This window comes from Pseudomonas sp. D8002 (assembly GCF_013385695.1).
In the GTDB taxonomy this organism is placed as follows: Bacteria; Pseudomonadota; Gammaproteobacteria; order Pseudomonadales; family Pseudomonadaceae; genus Aquipseudomonas.
This window is the reverse complement of sequence record NZ_JACAPM010000031.1, coordinates 129,057-151,460: the sequence shown is the minus strand read 5'-3', so window position 1 is coordinate 151,460 and position 22,404 is coordinate 129,057. Positions and strand designations below refer to the sequence as shown.

The 22,404-nt window shown below is 61.5% G+C and carries 20 protein-coding genes; 10 read left to right on the top strand and 10 right to left on the bottom strand.

All coding sequences use genetic code 11. The features are described from left to right. Positions 1 to 105 precede the first annotated feature (105 nt). On the top strand, positions 106 to 1,236 hold the full coding sequence (locus HX807_RS17780; protein ID WP_003215148.1) for an epoxide hydrolase family protein: 1,131 nt from the start codon (positions 106 to 108) through the stop codon (positions 1,234 to 1,236). Here the strand turns inward: HX807_RS17780 and argC are convergent. Then, positions 1,220 to 2,152 (bottom strand): N-acetyl-gamma-glutamyl-phosphate reductase, encoded by a 933-nt coding sequence (gene argC / locus HX807_RS17775; RefSeq protein WP_008436321.1) that lies wholly within the window; start codon positions 2,150 to 2,152, stop codon positions 1,220 to 1,222. The genes HX807_RS17780 and argC overlap by 17 nt on opposite strands. Positions 2,153 to 2,264: 112 nt before the next feature. On the opposite strand from argC, the gene HX807_RS17770 reads away from it, so the two are divergent. The 3 genes from HX807_RS17770 (at position 2,265) to HX807_RS17760 (ending at position 6,369) form a co-directional block, all read left to right on the top strand. Next, positions 2,265 to 3,149 (top strand): LysR family transcriptional regulator, encoded by an 885-nt coding sequence (locus tag HX807_RS17770; protein WP_134326737.1) that lies wholly within the window; start codon positions 2,265 to 2,267, stop codon positions 3,147 to 3,149. A gap of 128 nt (positions 3,150 to 3,277) precedes the next feature. Continuing rightward, positions 3,278 to 4,072: an alpha/beta fold hydrolase gene (locus HX807_RS17765; RefSeq protein ID WP_177050595.1), complete on the top strand. Its 795-nt coding sequence runs from the start codon at positions 3,278 to 3,280 to the stop codon at positions 4,070 to 4,072. A 101-nt stretch (positions 4,073 to 4,173) separates the two neighbouring features. Further along, the gene (locus HX807_RS17760) at positions 4,174 to 6,369 is read left to right on the top strand and encodes an OsmC domain/YcaO domain-containing protein (RefSeq protein ID WP_177050593.1); all 2,196 of its coding nucleotides are present in this window, start codon (positions 4,174 to 4,176) and stop codon (positions 6,367 to 6,369) included. A gap of 155 nt (positions 6,370 to 6,524) precedes the next feature. Here HX807_RS17760 and HX807_RS17755 read toward each other — a convergent pair whose 3' ends face one another. The 3 genes from HX807_RS17755 to HX807_RS17745 are packed head-to-tail and all read right to left on the bottom strand — an operon-like array spanning position 6,525 to position 10,628. Continuing rightward, entirely contained in the window at positions 6,525 to 7,946 is a 1,422-nt protein-coding gene (locus tag HX807_RS17755; protein WP_087695053.1) for an efflux transporter outer membrane subunit, read from the bottom strand. Beyond that, positions 7,943 to 9,523, bottom strand: a complete 1,581-nt coding sequence (locus HX807_RS17750) for a DHA2 family efflux MFS transporter permease subunit (protein ID WP_003215162.1) — start codon at positions 9,521 to 9,523, stop codon at positions 7,943 to 7,945. Before HX807_RS17750 ends, HX807_RS17755 begins: the two co-directional genes overlap by 4 nt. Beyond that, positions 9,516 to 10,628: an HlyD family secretion protein gene (locus HX807_RS17745; RefSeq protein ID WP_177050591.1), complete on the bottom strand. Its 1,113-nt coding sequence runs from the start codon at positions 10,626 to 10,628 to the stop codon at positions 9,516 to 9,518. The genes HX807_RS17750 and HX807_RS17745 overlap by 8 nt, the downstream gene beginning before the upstream one ends. A gap of 99 nt (positions 10,629 to 10,727) precedes the next feature. On the opposite strand from HX807_RS17745, the gene HX807_RS17740 reads away from it, so the two are divergent. Next, entirely contained in the window at positions 10,728 to 11,432 is a 705-nt protein-coding gene (locus HX807_RS17740) for a CerR family C-terminal domain-containing protein (RefSeq protein WP_177019802.1), read from the top strand. Between the two features lie 2 nt (positions 11,433 to 11,434). Here the strand turns inward: HX807_RS17740 and HX807_RS17735 are convergent, their stop codons facing one another. From HX807_RS17735 to HX807_RS17725, 3 genes are all read right to left on the bottom strand, one after another. Continuing rightward, positions 11,435 to 12,055 (bottom strand): LysE family translocator, encoded by a 621-nt coding sequence (locus tag HX807_RS17735; RefSeq protein WP_087695055.1) that lies wholly within the window; start codon positions 12,053 to 12,055, stop codon positions 11,435 to 11,437. Between the two features lie 16 nt (positions 12,056 to 12,071). After that, entirely contained in the window at positions 12,072 to 12,248 is a 177-nt protein-coding gene (locus HX807_RS17730; protein ID WP_177050590.1) for a hypothetical protein, read from the bottom strand. Positions 12,249 to 12,370: 122 nt separating this feature from the next. Beyond that, positions 12,371 to 14,002 (bottom strand): sensor domain-containing diguanylate cyclase, encoded by a 1,632-nt coding sequence (locus HX807_RS17725; protein ID WP_003215172.1) that lies wholly within the window; start codon positions 14,000 to 14,002, stop codon positions 12,371 to 12,373. Between the two features lie 153 nt (positions 14,003 to 14,155). Between HX807_RS17725 and HX807_RS17720 the strand changes: the two genes are divergently transcribed. Beyond that, complete coding sequence (locus HX807_RS17720) at positions 14,156 to 15,193, top strand: alpha/beta fold hydrolase (protein ID WP_177029149.1); 1,038 nt, start codon at positions 14,156 to 14,158, stop codon at positions 15,191 to 15,193. 139 nt (positions 15,194 to 15,332) lie between these two features. Here HX807_RS17720 and HX807_RS17715 read toward each other — a convergent pair whose 3' ends face one another. Continuing rightward, positions 15,333 to 15,833, bottom strand: coding sequence for an Lrp/AsnC family transcriptional regulator (locus HX807_RS17715; RefSeq protein ID WP_008436349.1), 501 nt, complete (start codon positions 15,831 to 15,833; stop codon positions 15,333 to 15,335). 118 nt (positions 15,834 to 15,951) lie between these two features. Between HX807_RS17715 and HX807_RS17710 the strand changes: the two genes are divergently transcribed. The 4 genes from HX807_RS17710 to HX807_RS17695 all read left to right on the top strand — a co-directional run bounded on the left by HX807_RS17710 (position 15,952) and on the right by HX807_RS17695 (position 20,680). After that, positions 15,952 to 16,986: a histone deacetylase family protein gene (locus HX807_RS17710; RefSeq protein ID WP_177050589.1), complete on the top strand. Its 1,035-nt coding sequence runs from the start codon at positions 15,952 to 15,954 to the stop codon at positions 16,984 to 16,986. 77 nt (positions 16,987 to 17,063) lie between these two features. Beyond that, positions 17,064 to 18,473: an amino acid permease gene (locus tag HX807_RS17705; protein ID WP_003215190.1), complete on the top strand. Its 1,410-nt coding sequence runs from the start codon at positions 17,064 to 17,066 to the stop codon at positions 18,471 to 18,473. A 204-nt stretch (positions 18,474 to 18,677) separates the two neighbouring features. After that, on the top strand, positions 18,678 to 20,087 hold the full coding sequence (locus tag HX807_RS17700; protein ID WP_023658889.1) for an OprD family outer membrane porin: 1,410 nt from the start codon (positions 18,678 to 18,680) through the stop codon (positions 20,085 to 20,087). Between the two features lie 164 nt (positions 20,088 to 20,251). Beyond that, on the top strand, positions 20,252 to 20,680 hold the full coding sequence (locus HX807_RS17695; RefSeq protein WP_087695062.1) for a molybdopterin-binding protein: 429 nt from the start codon (positions 20,252 to 20,254) through the stop codon (positions 20,678 to 20,680). Positions 20,681 to 20,779: 99 nt separating this feature from the next. Here the strand turns inward: HX807_RS17695 and HX807_RS17690 are convergent, their stop codons facing one another. Together HX807_RS17690 and HX807_RS17685 are read right to left on the bottom strand one after the other, a co-directional pair. After that, a complete protein-coding gene (locus HX807_RS17690) occupies positions 20,780 to 21,289 on the bottom strand; it encodes a cytochrome P460 family protein (RefSeq protein WP_003215197.1) in 510 nt (169 codons plus the stop codon). After that, on the bottom strand, positions 21,289 to 22,329 hold the full coding sequence (locus HX807_RS17685; protein ID WP_003215199.1) for an alpha/beta fold hydrolase: 1,041 nt from the start codon (positions 22,327 to 22,329) through the stop codon (positions 21,289 to 21,291). Before HX807_RS17685 ends, HX807_RS17690 begins: the two co-directional genes overlap by 1 nt. Positions 22,330 to 22,404 lie beyond the last annotated feature (75 nt).

Genomic DNA, 22,404 nt, shown 5'->3' with positions numbered 1-22,404 from the left:
GTTTTTCGCAAAGGCCTTGAGCGGCGTAATGGGGTTCACATCGGTTTTTGTCGGGTTCAGTATTGCGTAAAGCAATGTAATACGGAAACTCACCAGGAGAATCCCATGATCTTGCCCTACACCATCAATGTCCCCGACGAACGTCTTGTGGCCATCCGCGACAAAGTCGCCGCCTACGATTGGACCCGGCTTCCCGATTTGGGAGGGTGGAAGTCGGGCGTTGGCGTGCGCGACCTTCAGCGCCTGGTCGCTTACTGGCTGGAATCCTATGATTGGCGCCGGGTCGAAAAACACCTCAACCAACTGCCCAACTTCATCACCGAGATTGAGGGCGAGCACCTGCACTTCGTCCATGTGCGGGGCGACGGTTCCAGGCCGCCGATCCTGCTGCTCCATGGCTGGCCAGGTTCGTACCTGGAATTCGAGGCGCTGCTGGAACCGCTGGCGGCTGACGGACACGATGTGATCGTGCCGTCGCTTCCGGGGTTTGCATTCTCCAGGCCGATCACCGGAGTGATTGGCCCACGTCGGGCGGGCGAACTCATGCATGGGCTGATGGCCCGGCTGTTCGGGCCAACCCGCTTCATCGTTCAGGGCGGTGACTGGGGTTCGGGCATCGCCGGTTGGATGGCCCACGATCGGCCCGAGGCGTTACTGGGGATTCACCTGAACATGGCCGACCTGCTGGCCCAGGGCACCGTTGCGACCACGCCGGAGGAGGAGGCTTTCGTCGCCCGGCGTGACGTGCTGATCGACTGGGAAACCGGCTACAACCACCAGCAGGAAACCCGCCCGCAGACCCTGGGTGTCGCGCTGGCCGACAGCCCGGTGGGGGCCGCGGGATGGATCCTCGAAAAAATCGGCACATGGGCCGATCTGCCCACTACCGCCGATGGCAGCCCGGATCTCTGGGGCACCTTTACCGAGGAGCAACTGCTGACCAACATCATGTTGTATCTCGCGCCATCTTCCATGGTCACCGCGACGTGGATGTATCACGGCAAGCGCCTTGAGGGATCGTCAAAATTCCCGGTCGGCACCCGCATCCAGGTGCCGACCGGATTTGCCGCCTTTCGTGATCCGGTGTTCGTGCCGCCGCCGCGCTCATTTGCCGAAAAGACCTTCAACATCGTGCACTGGAGCGAGATGCCCGCCGGTGGTCACTTCGCGGCCTGGGAGCAGCCGGCGTTGATGCTGGCGGACCTGCGCGCCTTTATCGCTACGGTCTCGGCTTGATCATCAAATCCAGGTTCTGCACGGCGGCACCTGCGGCGCCCTTGCCGAGGTTGTCGAATATCGCCGCCAGCAGGACCTGGCCCGTCTCGTGGTTTTCACACACGATCAAACGCACATCGTCCGTGCCGTTCAGCGCTTGAGGGTCGAGGTAGGTCAACTCCCTCGCAGCCTGCATCGACAGCACCTGTACGTGACGGGTATCGCGGTAGTGCTGCGACAGGCAGGCATGCAACCGCGCGGCGTCCACGCCCGGGGCCAACAGCCGCAGTTGCAGCGGGATGGTTAGCACGATGCCCTGACGGAACGCCCCGTAGGCCGGCACAAACAGCGGCGGCTGCGTCAGCCCGCTTTGCTGCTGAATCTCCGGCACATGCTTGTGTGCCAGTCCCAGCCCATACACCAGGAACGCGGGCGCCTGTGAAGCGTCGGCGCCCTCGTGCTCCTGCACCCCGGCGCGGCCCTTGCCGGAATAGCCCGAGACGGCATGAATGGTCGTCGGGTAGTCCCCGGGCAGCAGCCCGGCCTCAAGCAACGGGCGCAGCAACCCAATCGCACCGGTGGGATAGCAACCGGGATTGCTCACCCGCTGCGCCGTGGCAATGCGTTGCGCCTGTTGCGGGGTCATCTCGGCGAAACCGTAGGTCCAGTCGGGATGAGTGCGGTGTGCCGAACTCGCGTCGATCACCCGCACGGCCGGATTGTGGATGCTGGCGACGGCGTCCCGTGCGGCGTCGTCGGGCAGGCAGAGAATCGCGATATCGCAGGCGTTGATCATCTCGGCGCGCTGCTGCGGGTCCTTGCGGTGTTCAGGGCTGAGGGTGATCAGTTGCAGATCGGTGCGGTCGCGCAGGCGTTGATGGATCTGCAGCCCGGTGGTGCCTTGGTCGCCGTCGATGAATACAAGAGGATTTGCCATGGGATGCACTCGGATAGGAAATCAGGTGTTCCAATCTTCGGCCAGCCGCTAGGATAGGAAAAGTTGAATTTCCAAACGATGAAGTTCAGTTTTTATGAACGAGGATTGACCCATGCGCGAAATCAGCCTGGACCGCCTGCGTACGTTGGTGGCAATTGCCGACCTCGGTTCGTTCGCCGAAGCAGCCCGCATGCTCAACCTGGCGCCACCCACCGTCAGCCTGCATATCGCCGACCTGGAGGCGCGAGTGGGCGGCAAGCTGCTATCGCGTACCCGTGGGCGGGTGCAGCCTTCAGCGATTGGCGAAACCCTGGTGGAGCGCGCGCGCCGCTTGTTGGCGGATGCCGAGCAGGCGCTTGAAGACGTGGAGCGACAGGTGCAGGGGCTGGCGGGGCGGGTGCGCCTGGGAGCCTCAACCGGAGCCATCGCACAGTTGCTGCCGCAAGCCCTGGAAACCTTGAGCCAACATCATCCCGCCATTGATGTGCAGGTGGCGGTGCTCACGTCGCAGGACACATTGAAGAAGCTGGCCGAGGGCGCCCTGGAGATCGGCCTGGTGGCGCTGCCCCAGGCACCGGTGAAGGGCTTGCGGATCGAGCCCTGGCGGCGCGACCCGGTCATGGCATTTTTGCCGGCGCGCCGGGAATGCCCCGAGGTGGTAACACCCGCCTGGCTGGCTGCCCAGCCGTTAATCCTGAATGACAACACCACCCGGCTTTCGCGCCTGACCTCGGAGTGGTTTGCCAATGACGGCTACCAGCCGACGGCGCGTATTCAGCTGAATTACAACGACGCAATCAAAAGCCTGGTGGCCGCCGGTTACGGGGCCACGTTGTTGCCCCATGAAGCGTCCACGCCCTTGCACGACACCCGGATTGTGATGCGGCCGTTGCAACCGTTGCTGTGGCGCCAACTGGGTATCGCCCATCGCGCCGGGGAGGTTGAGCGGCCTACGCAACATGTGTTGGACGTGTTGTGGGGATTGAGTGCGGGGTAGGGCGTTATGGAACGACTCATACGATCAGCCTATGAATACCTTCCCGAATCAGGAATTTACAGAAACCTGAATACCGTTGAAATTAACGGCTTTTGAGCCGCCAATCGGTTTTTCAGGGAGTCTTCACCATGCCATTCACCCACACACAACTCCCCATCGTCGTCGCCGATGTGCCGTTGAACATCGCCGCGATCCACCGCGCGGGTACCCTGGCGCCAATCGTGTTCCTGCATGGCTTTGGCTCGACCAAGGAAGACTACGCCGACATCGTCCAGCAACCTGCCTTCGACGGTCATCCATTTTTGGCTTATGACGCCCCGGGTTGCGGTGAGAGCCATTGCGATGACCTGTCGAAGATCTCCATCCCGTTCCTGCTGCAAACCGCCTTGCAGGTGCTCGAGCATTTCAACATCGAGCGCTTCCATCTGGTAGGCCACTCCATGGGCGGGCTTACCGCGCTGATGTTGGCGCACCAGTTCCCGGGCCGGGTGCTGAGCTTTGTCGATATCGAAGGCAATATCGCCCCGGAAGACTGCTTTCTCAGCCGGCAGATCGTCGACTACCCGGCGGACGATCCCGAGGCGTTTTTCAGCGCCTTTATCGTGCGCACCCGGCAGGCACCGGCCTACGCCAGCGCGCTGTATTCGGCGAGCCTGCGGCACAAGGTGCGTGCCGGGGCGGTGCGGGGGATCTTCCAGTCGATGGTCGAACTGTCGGATAACGCCGACTTGATGGGCAAGTTCCTCGGCCTGGAATGCCCGCGCATGTTCATGTACGGCGAGCAGAATGCCCATTTGTCGTACCTGGCGCATATCCAGGCGCAAGGCGTGCGGTTGGCGCCGATTGCCCGGTGCGGGCACTTCCCGATGTACTCCAACCCGATCGCGATGTGGCAGCAGATTGCGGACTTTCAACACGGCTGATACCCATCGCCAACGATCGGCCAGGCCCGAAAGCACAAGACTTACGCCTCGAAACCCGGATAATGGCGGCCATATTTTGCTCGCTATTCTGGTAATCCCGCATGGAAATCAAGGTCAATTTTCTCGACAACCTTCGACTTGAAGCCAAGTTCGACGACTTCACCGTGGTGGCCGACCAGCCTATTCGCTACAAGGGCGATGGCTCGGCCCCCGGTCCGTTCGATTACTTCCTGGCGTCGTCGGCGTTGTGTGCGGCTTACTTTGTGAAGTTGTACTGCGAAACCCGCAACATCCCTACCGACAATATTCGCCTGTCCCAGAACAACATTGTCGACCCGGAAAACCGCTACAACCAGATCTTCAAGATCCAGGTCGAATTGCCGGCGGACATCTCCGATAAAGACCGCCAGGGCATCCTGCGTTCCATCGACCGCTGCACCGTGAAAAAAGTCGTGCAGGCCGGGCCGGAGTTTGTCATCGAGGAAGTGGAAAACCTGGATGCCGATGCCCAGGCATTGCTGATGCCGAGCGCGGCGTCCGACGCGGGCACCTACATCGCGGGCAAGGACCTGCCGCTGGAAACAACCATCGCCAACATGTCGGCCATTCTCGCGGGCCTGGGCATGAAGATCGAGATCGCTTCGTGGCGCAATATCGTGCCCAACGTATGGTCGCTGCATATCCGCGACGCGCACTCGCCGATGTGCTTTACCAACGGCAAGGGCGCGACCAAGGAAGGCGCATTGGCGTCGGCATTGGGCGAGTTTATCGAGCGGCTGAACTGCAACTTCTTCTACAACGACCAGTTCTGGGGTGAAGACATCGCCAACGCGGCGTTTGTGCATTACCCGGACGAGCGCTGGTTCAAGCCGGGCCGCAAGGACGAACTGCCACCGGAGATACTCGACGCGAATTGCCTGCACATCTACAACCGTGACGGCGAGCTGCGCGGCTCACACCTCTACGACACCAACTCCGGCAACGAAGAGCGCGGCATTGTTTCGCTGCCGTTCGTGCGCCAGTCCGATGGCGAGGTGGTGTATTTCCCGTCCAACCTGATCGAGAACCTGTACCTCAGCAACGGCATGAGTGCCGGTAACACCCTGGCCGAAGCGCAAGTGCAGTGCCTGTCGGAAATCTTCGAACGCGCGGTAAAACGCGAAATCATCGAAGGTGAATTCGCGCTGCCGGATGTACCGCAGGAAGTGCTGGCGAAATTCCCCGGCATCCTGGCCGGTATCCAGGGCCTGGAAGCCCAGGGTTTTCCGGTACTGGTGAAGGATGCGTCCCTGGGCGGTGAATTCCCGGTGATGTGCGTGACGTTGATGAACCCACGCACCGGCGGCGTATTCGCCTCGTTCGGCGCGCACCCCAGCCTGGAAGTGGCGTTGGAGCGCAGCCTCACCGAACTGCTGCAAGGCCGCAGCTTTGAAGGCCTGAACGATCTGCCGCAGCCGACGTTTGAAGGCCATGCGGTGACCGAACCGAACAACTTTGTCGAGCACTTCATCGACTCCAGCGGCGTGGTGTCGTGGCGCTTCTTCAGCTCGAAGTCGGATTACGAGTTCGTCGAATGGGACTTCTCCGGCCAGGGTGAAAACTCCAATGCCGAGGAAGCCGCCACCTTGTTCGGCATCCTCGAAGGCATGGGCAAGGAAGTCTACATGGCGGTGTACGAGCACATCGGCGCGACCGCCTGCCGCATCCTGGTGCCCGACTATTCGGAGATCTACCCGATCGACGACCTGATCTGGGACAACACCAACAAGGCGCTGTTTTTCCGCGAGGACATCCTGAACCTGCATCGCCTCGACGAAGCGGAATTGAAGGGGTTGGTTGAGCGCCTGGTTGAAAGCGAACTGGACGACTACACCGACATCACCACCTTGATCGGCATCGAGTTCGATGACAATACGGCGTGGGGTCAACTGACCATCCTGGAATTGAAGCTGCTGATTTATCTGGCCCTGCAGCAGTTCGAAGAAGCCAAGGAACTGGTGGAGATGTTCCAGCAGTACAACGACAACACCGTCGAGCGCGGCTTGTTCTATCAGGCTGTGAATGCGGTGCTGGAGATGGAGTTGGACGAAGACCTGGAACTGGCGGACTACGAAGTGAATTTCCGCCGGATGTTTGGCAACGAGCGGATGGACGCGGCGATTGGGTCGGTGAATGGCAGTGTGCGGTTCTATGGTTTGACGCCGACGAGCATGAAGCTGGAAGGGCTGGACCGGCACCTGCGGTTGATCGACAGCTACAAGAAGCTGCACGCGGCGCGGGCCAATACGGCCAATTAAAAGCTGACACCGTACCTGTGGTGAGAGGGCTTGTTGTGGCGAGGGGGCTTGTCCCCCGTTGGACTGCGTAGCAGTCCCTCTTTTTTGGGGCCGCTGCGCAGCCCAACGGGGGACAAGCCCCCTCGCCACAGGTCAGTGGTCACTCGGGTTATTCGTCACAACGTCCATCCCAACCCCAGCGCCTTGTGCAACGACGCAAAGTCCTTGAGCAACAGCGCATCCCCGGAAATCCGGCTTTCCTGCGCCTGGTACCGCGTACGTTCCGCGTCCAGCCAATCCAGCGTGCTCGCCGTACCTGCCTTATAACGCTGGCGCGTCAGGTCCGCAGCCCGTACCGCCGAAGATTCCACGTTACGCAGCAGCACCACGTTCTGCCGCTGGTTGCCATACCGCGCCAGGGCCACATCCGCATCACGCAACGCACTCAACACCACGCTTTTGTAATGGGCCAGGGCCTCGTCGCGCCCGGCTTGCGCACCTTTGACACTGGCCGCCACCCGGCCGAAATCCAATGCGTTCCAGGTCAGCCGCGGCAACAGCAGCCAGGTGCCGCTGTCCTTGCGCGCCAGGTGCCCGGGATCGGCCGCCGAGAACGACAAGTCGCCCATCAGGCTGAGCTTGGGAAACCAGTCGGCGGTTTTCTCGCCGATCTGCGCGTTGCTGGAAGCCAGTTGGCGCTCGGCCACCCGGATATCCGGGCGTGCTTTCAGGATCGCCGCCGGGTCTGCAAAGGGTACCTGGCTAGGGATAGCGGGCAGGGCGCGGGGAGTGTTGAGGCTCGCGTCCAACTCGCCCGGTTCCAGGCCGCAGAGCAGGTTCAACTGGTCAATCGCCTCGACGATTGACGCTTGCAGCGGCAGGCGTTGGGCCCGGGTGTTTTCGGCCTGTGTCAGGACCTGCTCCAGTTGCAACTGCGAGGCCACGCCACGGCTGCGTCGCTGCTGGGTCAGGTCCAGCGCCTGTTCCTCAATCTCGACACTGGCGTCCACCAATGCCAGTCGCGCCTGCTGGTCACGCACGTCGGCATAGGTCTGCACCACCTCGGCTGCCAGTTGCACCTGGGCATCGGCCAGTTGCGCCTGCGAGGCGTCGTTCTCCGCCTGGGCCGCCTCGATTGCACGCCGGGTGCCGCCGAACAGGTCGGCCTCCCAGCTGGCATCAAAGCCGGCGAGGTAAAGGCTCAATGGCCCGCGACCACCGCCACTGCTGCCACCCAGCGCCGAGGTGTCGGGGGAGCGCAGCTTCAGCATCGCTGCATCGCCGGTGATCTTGGGCAGGGCGTTGGCGTTGGCGCCACTCAGACTGGCTCGCGATTGCTTGAGGCGCGCCTGGGCGGTCGCCATGTCCGGACTGTTTTGCAGGGCCTGGGCCACCAATTGGTTGAGCTGCGGATCGCCCAGGGCTTGCCACCACTGGGCGACCGCGGGTGCGCGCGGCAGGCCTATGTCGGCGTGGGGCAAGCGCCCGGCCGCGAGGGTCTTTGGTGAGGCATCCGGCGCACCCTGGTAGTCCGGCCCCACGGTACACGCCGTCAGCAGGCCGACGGTGAAGAGCAAGGGAAGTGAGCGATAAATCATGTTCGTTGGCCTGCCTGCGCCGCGCGCTTTTTCAGGATGAAGATCAGGGGAAGGCACGCCAGCATGGCGAGTCCCAGCACGTAGAACGCGTCGTTGTAGGCCATCACCGCCGCTTGTTGGGCGATGTCGTTGGCCAGATGACTGAGGGCCTGCAGCGAGGCGGTGGACGGGTCGCCGGTTTGCGCCAGGTAGCTGGCGGTATCGCTCGCCATTTGATCCTGGGTCAACTGGGTGTTGGCCTGGATGCCTTCGCGCAACATGTCGTCGTGGAAGTGGCTGCGCCGGTCCATCAGTACGCCGAGCAGCGCAAGCCCCAAGGTACCGCCGAGGTTGCGTGACATGTTGTAGAGCCCGGCCGCGTCACCCGCATCGCGGGTTTCCACCGAGCGCATCGACAGTTGGCTGAGGGGCATCATCACCAGGATCTGCCCGAAGCCCCGCAGGATCTGCGACCAGTAGAAATCATGGCCGACACTCTGGGCGGTGAGCTGGGTGTCGAGAAAACAGCTGGCCCAGTACATCAACAAACCCACGCCGACCATCATCCGCAGGTCCAGGCGGCCAAGCATTCGCGGCAGGATCGGCATCAGCAGGAACGCCGGAATCCCCGACAGCAACATGATCGAACCCGACTGTTGCGCGTTATAGCCCGACAGGATGCCGAGGAACTGCGGCACCAGGTACGCCGTGCCATACAGCCCGGCGCCGACCGCCGTGGCGATCAGCAGCACGCTGCCAAAGCTGCGGTTGAGCACCAGTTGCAGGCGCAGGATCGGCGTACTCGAGCGGACTTGCCCGACGGCAATCAGGAAGAAGCCGATCACCATCGTGATGCTCAACCAGATGATCAACTGCGAGTCGAACCAGTGTTCGCGCTGGCCTTCTTCCAGCACCACGGTGAGCGAACTCAGGCCCATGGCCAGGCCAATGATGCCCAGCCAGTCGGCCTTGATGAATTGCTGGAGGTTCATGCGGTCGCTGGGCAGGCCGGTGATCAGCAAGGTGATCAAGGTAATGCTGACGGGCAAGTTGATGAAGAAGCACCAGCGCCAGTTGATATTTTCCGTGAGCCAGCCGCCAATCACCGGGCCCAGCAGCGGGCCGAGGATCACCGTCATGCCGAACATCGTGGTGCCGATTGCCAACTGATGGGCAGGCAGGCGGGTGCGTACGATGGTCTGTGCGGTCGGGATCATCGCGCCGCCGGCAAAACCCTGGCCGATACGCCCGGCGATCATCGCGCCGAGGCTTGAGGAGAGCCCGCAGAACATCGAGAAAAACGTGAACATCAACGCGGTGCCGATCAGGAACCGGCGCAGGCCGAATACCCGGGTCAGCCAGGCGGCGAGGGGAATCATGACGATTTCCGACATCAGGTAACCGGTGGCGATCCACGTGCCCTCGGTACCGGTCGCGCCGATCTGGCCCTGGATCTGCGGCAGCGCCGAGTTGGTGATCGAGATGTCCAGGGTCGCCAGCAAGGCGCCCAGCGAGCCGGCGGCGACTGCGATCCAGTCGGTCAGCGAAGCGTTGCGCGGTTTGTCCGCGGGCACTTCGGTCAAGATGGCTTCAGCCATGGTTGGCGTCTGCCTTGTGGGTGCGGGTGTCGACTTCCACGGTGGCGGACAAGCCGGGCACCAGTGCCTGGCGCGCGTCGTCATCCGGTACATCCAGGGAAATCCGCACCGGCACCCGCTGCACGATCTTGGTGAAGTTGCCGGTGGCGTTGGACGGCGGCAGCAACGCGAACTGTGCGCCGGTGCCTGGAGACAGGCTGTCGATATGGCCCTGAATATCATGGCCTGGCAGTGCGTCCACATGCACGGTGACGGTCTGCCCGGCGCGCATCTCGCCGATCTGGGTTTCCTTGTAGTTGGCGGTCAGGTAGATCGCGCTCACCGGCACCACGGTCAACAAGCGTGTGCCTGGCTGCACGTATTGGCCGACGCGTACACCGCGATCAGCGACGCGGCCATCGAGCGGGCTGCGAATCACCGCGTCGTCCACATCCAGCTGGCTCTGGGCTTCGCTGGCCTTGGCCACGCCGAGTTGCGCCTGGGCTTGCTTGAGCTGGGCTTCGAGGGTGCCGTAGCGGGTCTGGCTGGAGCGCAACGCGGCCTGCTTGGCGGCCACGGTGCTGCGGGCCTGGGCGAGTTGGTTGTTGAGCTGCGCCAGGCGTTCTTCCGGCTCGGCCCCGGAACGCGCCAGCGGCGCATAACGTGCGACTTCGGTTTGCGCGTGCTGGGCGTCGGCCTGGGCGCCTTGCAGTTGGGCGCGGGCTTCGGCGATGGTCGAGTCCTGTTGCACGAGGTCGGCCTGGGCCTTGGCAAAGTCGGCCTCGCGGGCCGCAATCGTCGCCGAGGCTTCGTCACTGACTGCCTGGTATTTGCGCGCATCCAGGCGCACCAGCACGTCGCCACGCTTCACGTTCTGGTTGTCGGCCACCAGCACCTCGGCGACGTAGCCGTTGATTTTCGGCGCCACGCTGATGCTGTCGGCTTGCAGATAGGCGTCGTCGGTGGTCTCGATAAAGCGCCCGGTGAGCCACCACCAGGCGCCCCACGCCAGCCCGGCCAACAGCGCCACGCCGGCGAGTGACAGTAGAATCCGTCGGGCTTTGCCACGTTGGCCGTTGACGGTGGTTTCAGGAATGACCTGAGGAGAGGGAGGTGCAGCGGACATCAAGTCACTCCAGTTTTATATCAGTTGGAATAAATTCGTTTTTTCGCGAATTTTTGTCAACTGGTATATTTTGGTTACGTTAAAAAAATGGAGTGGCACATGGCACGACACAAACCGGCCGCCGAAGGGGGTTATCAGCGGGGTGAAGAAACCCGCGCACGCATTATCGAGGCGGCTGTCGAGGTATTTGGCGAGCGTGGCTACGACGGCGCGTCCACGCGAGACATCGCGAATGCTGCCGGCGTCAATGCGCCCGCGATCCAGTACTACTTCGATGGCAAGGAAGGCGTGTACCTGGAATGCGTCGAGCACTTGATCGCGCTGTTGTGGCAGAAGATGGCGCCCACCGTTGAAGCCGCAGAAGGTGCGCTGGCCGATCCCGGGGTCGACGATCAGAGGTTGATCGAAGCCTCACTGGGCATTCTCGGCGCGGTGGTTTCAACGATCCAGGACAGTCCCCAGACCACCGCGTGGCGAGCGTTTCTTGATCGCCATCAAGCCGGGCTCTGCCCTGAAAGCGCGACCATGGCGTTCGAGGAACGCTTCAAGGCGCGCATCGCCAACGTGATCCGCCTGCTGATCGCGCGCGTTGCCGGCCTTGCCGTCGACGACGAGCGCACGGTGATCCACTCGATGGCGCTGTTCACCCAGGGCCTGGCGTTTCGGGTGCAGAAACCCAAGCTGCTCTCCGCCTTGAACTGGACCGAAGTGAGCCAGAAGGAAATGGAACTGGTGCGGGATGTGGTGCTGATGCAGGCGCGGTTTACCCTGGAAGGCCTGGTACGGCATCGGGACCGGCGCTGACTTCAGCGCTTGCTGAAGGCCAGCCGGGCCGCGAACAGCACGAATATCATGCCGGTGGTGCGGTCCATCCACTTGATCACCTTTTCACGCCGCAGCATGCCGGCCAATGGCTGCGTGGCACCGATCAGTATCAGTGACCAGGCCAGGCTGATCACCACGTGGATGCTCACCAGCCCGAACGTCCACGCCACCAGCGGATGCCCCTGGGGAATGAACTGCGGCAGGAAAGACACGTAGAAAATCCCGATCTTGGGGTTGAGCACGTTGCCCATCATGCCTTTCAGGAACCAGTTGGCACCGGGTTTTCCATCGGCCTCGACGGACGCCAGCGAACTGCGCGGGCGCACCAGCATGTTCAAGCCCAGCCACGCCAGGTAAGCCGCGCCGCAGTACTTCAAGACGTTGAAAGCCACCTCGGACACGGCAATCAACGCGCCCAGCCCAAAGGCCACCGCCGCGCCCCACAGCAAGCAGCCCGCGTTGATACCCAGGGTGGCGCGCAACGCTTGTTGCTTGCCTTCGACCGTTGCGGTGCGCAGCACCAGGGCCGTGTCCAACCCTGGGGTCAGCGTCAGCAACGTGGCGGCGAAGGTAAAGGCGAGCAGGTTATCGGTGATGGACATGGTTATTTACCTGAAATCAGAAACTCTCAAGACTGGCGTTGATACCGGCAACACGCGCCAGCTCGATGGTTGCCTCGACCTGTTCAGCATCGATGATAAAGCCCTGGAAATCGTCATCTCCCGAGTCCAGATGAACGTAACGCTTGCCGAACCGAGCCAGCCATTGGTCGAAACGGTCCAGCACCTCAGCCATTGATGACCTGCATACGTTGTGTTCATCGTTCGTGGGGCAGATTACGGTCATGGGCGCGCGGCTGTCGATATTTAATCAAGAGCGTTGTGGTTTTCTGGAAAGGCTCATGACGCATTACACCGTCACGCCACGCGATTGCGCCCCGACGACTTGGCCCGATACAACTGCTGATCCGCACGCTTGATCAGCACTGTGGTGTCGCTGTCCGACGCTTCAACGAGCCCGACGCCAATACTCACCGTGACCTGCCCAGCGGTCTCGAAATACGCTCCGGCAATTGCCGCGCGAATCTTCTCGGCCACCACATCCGGGCTGTCCGGCGCTTCGATTTCCGGCAACAGCACCGCAAACTCTTCACCGCCGTAACGGGCGACGAAGTCAGTGGCGCGGGTGGCGTCCTGAATCAACTGCGCGAGCTGGCGCAGTACATCGTCCCCGACGGCATGCCCATGGGTATCGTTGATCCGCTTGAAATGATCAACGTCGATCAGCAGCAAGGCAAATGCGCGCCCGCTGCGCTGGAACAGCAGGCTGTACTCCGCCAGTTTTTCATCGAAGCGCCGACGGTTGTAGACGCCGGTCAGGGCGTCATGGCTGGCCAGGTTCAACAGCTCGGCATTGGCCTGGGTGAGGGCGGCAGTACGCTGGGCGACGGTGGCTTCCAGGGACGCATTGGTGTCCTGCAGTTCGCGCTCTTTGCCAAGCAGCGATTGGGTCATGCCCTTGATGGAGCGCCCGAGCTGGGCGATTTCCAGTACGAAATGGTCTTGAGGGAAATACGCGCCAGGCTGTTGGTTTTGGACCTGCTTGGCTGAACGCGCGAGTTCTTCGATGGGCCGGCTGAGGTACGACGCCAGGTAATACGCCACGAAGCCGAAAATCACCGCGGCAATGACGCCCAACAGCAGCAGTTTGTAGAGCAATACGCGGGCAGGGTGCAGGGCGATTTCCAGCGGCTGGCGCATCACGATGTACCAGGTCAGGCTGGAATTCGACGGGCTGGGCACCGCCACGGCGCTGGTCACGTAGCCGTTGTCGACCGACCAGCCGGTGTCATTGGCCAGGCGGTCCTGGGGCAGTTGCTGGCCGGCCAGTTGTTCCGGGTAGAGCACCTTGCCGTCGTTGTCGATGATCAGCGCCTCGATGTCCGGCGTATTGCCTTTGGCCGCTTCGACAATTTGTGTCACCCACGTCCAATGGGCGTGAGCCCCCAGTACGCCGATCACCTGGCCCCCGGCATTGCGAATCGGTGCGGCAAAGTCGATGAAGCGCCAGGGCTCACCGTTGGAGCCCGGCAGCAGCTTGGCAAGCAGTACCGCCTCGTGGGGATCGCCGGTGTAGTTGCCCTGCAAACCGGCCTGGAACCAGGGCCGTGCCGTTACGGATTGGTCGACCAGCAGCCCATTCACCGCCTGGCGCACACGCCCGTCTGTGTCGGCGACGCCCATCCACGCGTACTCGGCGCGGGACTGGGTGCGTTGTTCCATGGAGGTCAGTATGTCCGGATCGTCCAGGTTGCCCCGTCTGAACAGCGGTGCGCGGCTGAGCAGCGACACTTCGAGCTGGCGTTCACGCAGCTGCACCGCCAATAGCGCGGCGGTGGAGCGGGCAGTGCTCAACAAGGCATTGCCACTGGCCAGTTTCAGTTGCTCGGTAGCGATGTGCCCAACGTAGAACCCTACGCTCACCAGGGTGAGCAGCGACAAACCGGCAAACCAGAGGGTCAGGTGACTACGCAGGCTGGCTTTGATCATTGGGGGCTATCTGAAAGGAGTGTGACTACATGGTAGTCGTACCATTCGGATAGTTGCCATAGCCTGATGATTTATACGCGCATTGATTTCCCACCTGCTTTCCCATGACGGCCATGCCAGAATATGGCGCTTAGCCACTTAGGGAACTCAAGGATGAAAACGCTGTGTGCTGCGCTGTTGTTGACGGTTGTAACCGGTCTGGCCCAGGCCAATGAGGTTCGGATCGGCTTCCAGGAAATAGTGATTCCCGACGCGGAGCACGGCAGGCCGTTGCAGGTGGCGGTGTGGTACCCGACCCATGCTTCCGGCACACCAGAACTGATTGCTGACAATCCGGTGTTTGTCGGCGCGCCGGCCTTGAAGGACGCCGCACCGGCCGCCGGCGAGCATCCGTTGGTGGTGATCTCCCACGGCATCTTCGGCAACTGGATCAACCAGTCCTGGCTCGCCAGTGCGTTGGCCGGGCAGGGTTATATCGTCGCCTCGCCCAACCACCCCGGCACCACCAGCAAGGACCGCACACAGCCGGCCGCTTCCGAGCTGTGGAAACGGCCCCTCGATATCCATCGGGTGATTGATGCCGTGATTGCCCAGCCGAAACGCTTCGGCGCGGTGGCCCAACGCAAGATCGCCGTCGTCGGCCACTCCCTCGGTGGCTGGACCGCACTCGAAGTCGGCGGTGCCCGCTTTGATCCGCAGCGCTTTACCGAGGACTGCAAGTTGCATCCGGAAATTGCCCCTTGCAAGGCCTACGAACAACTTGAGGTTGGTCGCACCGAGCAGGCGAGGCAGCGACTGGCCGGTGACTTGAGCGACCCGCGCGTGGCGGCCATTGTTTCCCTGGACCTGGGATTCGCCCGCGGCTTCAGCGATGCCAGCCTCGCGGCGCTGAACCGCCCCACGCTGGTGATTGCGGCGGGCACACCGTCGCCGGAATTGCCCGCCGCACTCGAGTCGGCCGACTTGGCCAAGCGCCTGCCGCAGAAGACTTCACGCTACGTGGAAATCAGCGACGCCACGCACTTCAGCTTCCTGCCCATCTGCAAGCCGGGCGCGGTGGAGCGGATTGAACAGAGCGACCCCGGCGAAGGCTTCATTTGCCTGGATGCCAAGGGTGCTCGTCCCAAGCCGCAGATCCAGCAGCAGGTACTCAGCTTGATCAGTGAGTTTCTGCAGCAGTCCCTACACTAGCCGTCAGATATCTTCGGACAACACACAGCCTGTGGCGAGGGAGCTTGCTCCCGCTGGGCTGCGAAGCGCCTCCAACGACAGGACCGCTACGCAGTCCAACGGGAGCAAGCTCCCTCGCCACAATGGTATTTGCATTGGATCACTTCCCCACCCGCCCCGGAATGGCCACCCGACTTGTCGCCTTCACCTCCCGCAACGCCAGGCTCGACTGAATCGACGCAATCCCCAATTGCCGCCGCAACACGCTCTCTACAAAATCGCTGTAGGCATCCAGATCCTCCGCCAGCACCTGCAGCAGATAATCCGCATCCCCGGTGATCTTGTGGCAGGACTGCACCTGCGGCAGCTCCTTGATCACGGCCTCAAAGTCTTCTGGCGTATGGTCGGAATGCACGGCAAACCGCACATGCACAAACGCCATGATCTCCAGGCCCAGCATCTTGCGATCGAGGTTGGCCTGGTAGTCCTTGATCACGCCTTCTTCCTCCAGCCGCTTGCGCCGTCGCCAGCATGGAGTGAGGCTCAGTGACAGCCGCTCGCTGAGTTCGGCGTTGGAAATACTCGCGTCTTCCTGCAGCAAGGCGAGGATGGCGAGATCGGTGTCGTCAAGTGCGACCTGTCTGGTTTTATTTTTCTTCATGGCGGCTCTTTGGGGTAAAAATTCCCGATTACGCTAGCATCGGCGCACGTAAAAGCAAAGAAAGCCCACCGCAGCCAGAACAAAATAATCACCTGTCTTTCACGGGTGGATGTCTTTCATGTTGACTGTTTTCAGCGACTCTCATCGTTTGCACCATGGCACCGAACTCAAGGATGGCGTGCTCAAGCCGTCCTTCGAACAACCCAGCCGCGCCGACACGGTGCGTGATCGGGTCAAGCACGTTGGGCTGGGCGATATCATCGTGCCGCGCACGTTCGACCGGGCCTGTTACGTCAATGCCCACAGCGAACGCTACGTGTCCTTCCTGGAAACTGCCTGGGCCGAATGGACGGCGATTGGCCGTGCCCATGACGCCTTGCCGCTGGTGTGGCCGGTGCGGGACCTGGCCAATGAGCAGGTGCCGGAATTCATCGACGGCAAGCTCGGGTTTTTCGCGATGGATGCCGGTTCACCGATCACCAGCACCACCTGGGAAGCGGTGAAGACCAGCGCCGATATCGCACTCACCGGCCTGGCATTGATTGATGAAGGCCACGACAGCGCCTTCGCCCTGTGCCGGCCACCGGGCCACCATGCGGCGCGGGAATACATGGGCGGTTATTGCTACCTGAATAACGCAGCCATTGCCGCGCAACAGGCGATCACCCAAGGTGCCAAACGGGTCGCGGTGCTGGACGTGGATTTCCACCACGGCAACGGCACGCAGAACATCTTCTATGATCGCAATGACGTGATGTTCGTCTCGCTGCATGGCGATCCGTCGGTGTCGTATCCCTACTATTCGGGCTTCAGTGCCGAGCGCGGTGCCGGGGCGGGCGAGGGGTTCAACCTGAACTACCCGCTGGCGAAAAACACTGGGTGGAGCACCTACAAAGAAGCGTTGCTCGACGCCTGCAATCAACTCAGAACGTTCTCGCCGCAAGTGCTGGTGATTTCCCTCGGCGTCGACACCTTCAAGGACGATCCCATCAGTCATTTCCTGCTGGAAAGCCGCGACTTCCTCGGCATCGGCGAGATCATCGCCAGCGTCGGCGTGCCCACGCTGTTTGTGATGGAAGGCGGCTACATGGTCGATGAAATCGGCATCAACGCGGTCAACGTGCTGCACGGTTTCGAGAACAAACACGCCTGACCCCGATGCCATTCCAACAATAAACAACGCCTGACTTTTTTCTGCCAAAACTCAAAAACATAACAAGAGGTTTTGTGATGAAAACAACCGTGCCCGGGCTGATTGAAAAGCCCGCTTTGCAACGCACCCTCAACAACCGCCATATCCAACTGATGGCCATGGGCGGTGCGATCGGCACCGGCCTGTTCATGGGGTCGGGCAAGATCATCGCGCTGTCCGGCACCTCGATCATCCTGATCTACATGATCATCGGGCTGTTTGTGTATTTCGTGATGCGCGCCATGGGTGAGCTGCTGCTGTCCAACCTGAACTTCAAGAGCTTCGCCGACTTTGCCGGTGCCTACCTGGGGCCGCGTGCGGCGTTTTTTCTTGGCTGGTCGTACTGGCTGAGCTGGAGCGTGGCGGTGGTGGGGGATGCGGTGGTGGTCGGGGGCTTTTTCCAGTACTGGTTCCCGCACGTGCCGGCCTGGATACCGGCGATTGCAATGCTGCTGACCCTGTTTGCCTTGAATGTGCTGACGGTGCGGCTGTTCGGCGAGGTGGAGTTCTGGTTTGCGATCATCAAGATCATCGCCGTGGTGACCCTGATCAGTGTGAGTGTGGTGTTGATTGCCAGCTCGTTTGTGTCGCCCACCGGCGTCACGGCTTCCCTGAATCATTTGCTGGATAAACAGGCGGCGTTTCCCAATGGCGTGTTCGGCTTCTTTGCCGGGTTCCAGATGGCGATCTTCTCGTTTGCCGGTACCGAGTTGATCGGCACGGCGGCGGCCGAAACCCGTTCGCCGGAGAAGACGCTGCCCAAGGCAATCAACTCGATTCCGCTGCGGATCATCCTGTTCTACGTGCTGGCCTTGGCCTGCATCATTGCGGTGACATCCTGGGAGCAGGTGTCGCCCAGCAAGAGCCCCTTTGTCGAGCTGTTCCTGGTGGCCGGCTTTCCCGCCGCCGCCGGGATTGTGAATTTCGTGGTACTGACCTCAGCGGCTTCTTCGGCCAACAGCGGGGTGTTTTCGGCGAGTCGCATGTTGTTCGGCCTGGCGGACCTGGGAGACGCACCCGGGATATTCCGACGACTGTCGAAAAACAGCGTGCCGTTTATCAGCCTGGCGTTTACCACCTTCCTGATGCTGCTGGGCTTGTTGCTGCTGTTTATAGTCCCGGAAGTGATGACGGCCTTTACCATCGTCTCCACCGTTTCGGCGATCCTGGTGATCTTTACCTGGTCGACCATCCTGGCGTCCTACATCGCCTATCGGAAAAAGTGCCCGGAGCTACATGAAAAATCCCTCTACAAAATGCCCGGTGGCGTGCCGTTGGCGTGGGTTTCACTTGGCTTCATGGCGTTCGTACTTTGCCTGCTGGCACTTCGCCCAGATACCCGCCTGGCCCTTTGCGTGATGCCTGCATGGTTTATGTGGCTGGCGGTTGCCTACCATTTCTCGCATTTTCGCCACCGACTCCAGCCTGATCAACGCACGGCGCAGTAGCGGTTGTCGTACAACCGCAGGCCATTCAACCCTCGAAAAAGGCCGGCTTGTACGGCCTTTTCATGACGGTTTTTTCATCGGTACATGACAAAAATTTCACAATCTGCGCCATCGGCCCCATGCCACAATCCGCAGCGTTTGCAGGGCCGCAACGGTATTCGCTCGAAGGACAGTAAAAAAATAATGTTCACAGGGGCGCAGTAAATGAAACTCTCTACATTAGCGTTGGCCATCACGGCGGCTGTCCTTGCACAACACGCCAGCGCAGACGGCTTTGGTCTTGGCTCACTCGGCACGGGTGACGGCCATAGCGGCTTCCTCGAAGACAGTCATTCTTCGATCAGTTCGCGCACCATGTACTACAACGCCGACGTTCACTCCGGCACGGCGAACGACCTGCGGGAAGCGGCTCAAGTACTGCGTTTCGACTATAAATCCGGTTACACCCAGGGCACCGTCGGCGTAGGTTTCGACGTGATGGCTTTCGGCGCGTTGCGCCTGGACGGTGGCGATGGCCACGCAGCGGGCAATGGCCTGTCGGGTAACGGCAACAGCTTCTTCCCGGTGAAGAACAACGGCACCGAGCCTGCTGACAGCTTCGGTCGCGCAGCCGGCAACGTTAAATTCCGTATTTCCCAGACTGAATTGCACGTGGGCGGTGGCCTGGCACCGATCCTGCCGATCCTGGTGTCCAACGACAGCCGTGCCGCACCGCAGACCTTTGACGGCGGCATCCTGACTTCCAAGGACATTCCCAACGTCACCTTCACCGGCGGCGAGCTGAACAAGGCTGAAGGTCGTGCATCGAGCAACTCCACGGGCTTGAGCGTGGCCGGTGCCACTCGCGACAGCGACAGCTTCCGTTTCGGTGGTGTCGACTACCAGCCGTTTGGTTCTTCTGACAACGTCATCGCTAAAAACCTGACGTTGCAGTACTACTACGCCAACCTGGAAGACTTCTACAAACAGAACTATTTCGGCCTGGTCCACGTATTGCCGTTGGGCAATGACCAGTCGTTCAAGACTGACCTGCGTTATTTCGACAGCACCAGCGACGGCAAAAACGGTTCGGCCGGCTATGCGTTCAACAACAACGGCGGCTATGCCAAGCACGCCGGTGAAGTCGACAACAAAACCTACAGTGCTGCCTTCACCTATCAGTTGGGCGGCAGCCAGTTGATGCTCGGCCATATCGGCGTGAGTGATGACGGTGGCTTCGTCTGGGTCAACCAGGGCAGCATCGCCGATCCAACCGCCCAAGGCGCGGCCGGTTCCGACTTCTACCTGTTCACCGACGCGGTGGTTGGCCAGTTCTCCCGTGCGGGCGAGCAGGTCAATTTCGGTCAGTACCTGTATGACTTCAGAACCCTGGTGCCGGGCCTGAAAGCCTCGATTGCCTACCTGAACGGCAGCGACATCAAGGCCAAGGTTGCCGGTGGCAGCGATCAGTCGGAACGCGAAACCGATTTCCGTCTTGATTACGTCGTGCAGGAAGGCCCGCTGAAAGGCTTCGGTACTACGTTCCGTACCGGCAGCTACCACGGCCATAACACCGGCACCGCCGACCAGGATCAGACTCGCCTGATCTTCAACTACACCTACGCGCTGTTTTAATCAGTCGTCGGTAACTGCTCCAGATGAAGGCCGCCCATTGGGCGGCCTTCTTTATTGGCGTGGGGTTCCAGGCAGAGCGGGGCGCTATAGTTGTTTTTACACAACGCAACGTTTAATCATGCGCGGCAATTCCTAACCTATAAGTCAAGAAAAGGACCGTTCCCATGAAAGTCAGTGCACGCAACGTATTCAAAGGCCAGGTCAGCCAGGTCCAGGACGGCGCGGTCAATGCCGAAGTGGTGTTGACCCTGCCCGGTGGCGAGCAGTTGGTGGCGGTGGTGACCCTGGAAAGCATCCGCAACCTGGGCATTGCCGTAGGCAAGGAAGCGGTCGCGCTGATCAAGGCGCCGTGGGTGATGTTGATGACCGAATCCAGCGACATCCGCCTGTCGGCCCGCAACTGCCTGGAAGGCAAGGTGCTGAGCGTGAATGACGGCGCGGTGAATGCGGAAGTGGTGATCGAGTTGGCGGGTGGTTCGAAGGTGTTTTCCATCGTGACCCGCGACGCGGTGGCCGAGCTGGGGTTGAAGCCGGGCGTGAGCGCCACGGCGGTGATCAAGGCGTCCCATATCATTCTGGGCGTTCCGGCCTGATAAAACCCCACACAACGTAGCAGCTGTCGAGCCCAAGCGAGGCAGCTGCTACGGGATGCCCGGTTGCCGCGGCGTTTGTTGTTGAAAAAGGCTATTGCGCTAAGGCGCCAGCCGGGTGAACACATAATCATGGTTCTTCACCAGCGCCTGATGGCAGGCAAAGCACGTCTCATGCTGCGCCTGGTCCACCGGCTTGCCATTGATGAACCGTCCAAAGCCCCAGCCTCCGGTCGCTGCGTATTTCTTCGAGTCCTTGACCATGAACTGCACGGTGGTCGCCGCACCGGGAATCGACGCGGTCTTGAACTCCGGCGATTGCACGTGCTTCCAGGCCAGTTTCGCCAGCACGGTGCCGTCGGGGAAGGGCAGCGTGCCGTCGCGGTACGCCTTGAGCGCCACTTTATTGCCCAGCACCACCCGCAGTTCATTCAGCGGGTCGGCTTCCTGTGCCGGCGCGATCAGCTCCCATTGGCGGTAGCCGTCGGGAATGGTCACGCCGTAGATCGGCGAAGGCTCGCTGGTAGCCGGGCCGCCAAAGGCGAACCCGGTAGCGGTGGCCACCACGGCAGCTGTTGCAGCGACGAGTGCAGCAAGATGCAGGCGCTTCATCACAGGTGGTCCGCATCGATCACTGCCTTGGCAAAGGCTTGCGGTGCTTCCTGCGGCAGGTTGTGGCCGATGCCGCCGCTGATCAGGCGGTATTCGTACTTGCCGGTAAAGCGTTTGGCATAGTCCTCTGCGGCCGGGTGCGGCGCGCCGTTGGCGTCGCCTTCCATGGTGATGGTGGGCACGTTGATGGACGGGGCGGTGGCGAGTTTCTGCTCCAGCGCAGCGTATTTTTTCTCGCCCTGGACCAGCCCCAGGCGCCAGCGGTAGTTGAAGATCGATACGGCGACGTGGTCGGGGTTGTCCAGGCCCTTGGCGCTGCGGTCGAAGGTGGCGTCGTCGAATGCCCATTTTGGCGAGGCGATTTGCCAGATCAACTTGGCAAAGTCGTGGGTGTTTTTCGCATAGCCGGCGGCGCCGCGATCGGTGGCGAAGTAGAACTGGTACCACCATTGCAACTCGGCCTTGGGCGGCAATGGGTTCTTGCCCGCGGCCTGGTTGCCGATCAGGTAGCCGCTGACCGATACCAGCGCCTTGACCCGCTCAGGCCACAACGCCGAGACGATGTCGGCGGTGCGCGCCCCCCAGTCATAGCCGCCGAGCACGGCCTGCTTGATCTTCAGCGCGTCCATGAAGTCGATCAGGTCGACGGCGAGGGCGGCCGGCTGGCCGTTGCGCAGGGTCTTTGCCGACAGGAAATGGGTATCGCCATAGCCGCGGGCGTAAGGCACCAGCACCCGGTAGCCCTGGGCAGCCAGCAGCGGCGCTACCTCGGAGTAGCTGTCAATGTCGTAGGGCCAGCCATGCAACAGGATCACCACCGGGCCATCGGCCGGGCCGACTTCGGCGTAGGCCACATCCAGCAAGCCGGCTTTCACATGCTTCAACGGGCCGAGCGCGCTGTGGGCAGTTGCGCTGGCAGCCGCCGGTGCTTGCGCGTCCTGTGCACTGGCGACGCCGAGGGCACCGAACTGCAACAGCGCAAAGGCCAGCAGCGACGCGCCCATCAGGCGGCGGGGTGGGGTGTTCAACTGTGTGTGCATGGTGAGTCTCCGGCGGCGGGTGGTGTGCCTGGCTCACAGTTGAACGTAGTTGTGTATCCCGTCTGTTTCGAGAAA

Bases quoted from the DNA above. Each gene is read 5' to 3' on its own strand.
- HX807_RS17780 (WP_003215148.1), top strand. From the start codon at position 106: ATGATCTTGCCCTACACCATCAATGTCCCCGACGAACGTCTTGTGGCC.
- argC (WP_008436321.1), bottom strand. From the start codon at position 2,152: ATGGCAAATCCTCTTGTATTCATCGACGGCGACCAAGGCACCACCGGG.
- HX807_RS17770 (WP_134326737.1), top strand. From the start codon at position 2,265: ATGCGCGAAATCAGCCTGGACCGCCTGCGTACGTTGGTGGCAATTGCC.
- HX807_RS17765 (WP_177050595.1), top strand. From the start codon at position 3,278: ATGCCATTCACCCACACACAACTCCCCATCGTCGTCGCCGATGTGCCG.
- HX807_RS17760 (WP_177050593.1), top strand. From the start codon at position 4,174: ATGGAAATCAAGGTCAATTTTCTCGACAACCTTCGACTTGAAGCCAAG.
- HX807_RS17755 (WP_087695053.1), bottom strand. From the start codon at position 7,946: ATGATTTATCGCTCACTTCCCTTGCTCTTCACCGTCGGCCTGCTGACG.
- HX807_RS17750 (WP_003215162.1), bottom strand. From the start codon at position 9,523: ATGGCTGAAGCCATCTTGACCGAAGTGCCCGCGGACAAACCGCGCAAC.
- HX807_RS17745 (WP_177050591.1), bottom strand. From the start codon at position 10,628: ATGTCCGCTGCACCTCCCTCTCCTCAGGTCATTCCTGAAACCACCGTC.
- HX807_RS17740 (WP_177019802.1), top strand. From the start codon at position 10,728: ATGGCACGACACAAACCGGCCGCCGAAGGGGGTTATCAGCGGGGTGAA.
- HX807_RS17735 (WP_087695055.1), bottom strand. From the start codon at position 12,055: ATGTCCATCACCGATAACCTGCTCGCCTTTACCTTCGCCGCCACGTTG.
- HX807_RS17730 (WP_177050590.1), bottom strand. From the start codon at position 12,248: ATGGCTGAGGTGCTGGACCGTTTCGACCAATGGCTGGCTCGGTTCGGC.
- HX807_RS17725 (WP_003215172.1), bottom strand. From the start codon at position 14,002: ATGATCAAAGCCAGCCTGCGTAGTCACCTGACCCTCTGGTTTGCCGGT.
- HX807_RS17720 (WP_177029149.1), top strand. From the start codon at position 14,156: ATGAAAACGCTGTGTGCTGCGCTGTTGTTGACGGTTGTAACCGGTCTG.
- HX807_RS17715 (WP_008436349.1), bottom strand. From the start codon at position 15,833: ATGAAGAAAAATAAAACCAGACAGGTCGCACTTGACGACACCGATCTC.
- HX807_RS17710 (WP_177050589.1), top strand. From the start codon at position 15,952: ATGTTGACTGTTTTCAGCGACTCTCATCGTTTGCACCATGGCACCGAA.
- HX807_RS17705 (WP_003215190.1), top strand. From the start codon at position 17,064: ATGAAAACAACCGTGCCCGGGCTGATTGAAAAGCCCGCTTTGCAACGC.
- HX807_RS17700 (WP_023658889.1), top strand. From the start codon at position 18,678: ATGAAACTCTCTACATTAGCGTTGGCCATCACGGCGGCTGTCCTTGCA.
- HX807_RS17695 (WP_087695062.1), top strand. From the start codon at position 20,252: ATGAAAGTCAGTGCACGCAACGTATTCAAAGGCCAGGTCAGCCAGGTC.
- HX807_RS17690 (WP_003215197.1), bottom strand. From the start codon at position 21,289: ATGAAGCGCCTGCATCTTGCTGCACTCGTCGCTGCAACAGCTGCCGTG.
- HX807_RS17685 (WP_003215199.1), bottom strand. From the start codon at position 22,329: ATGCACACACAGTTGAACACCCCACCCCGCCGCCTGATGGGCGCGTCG.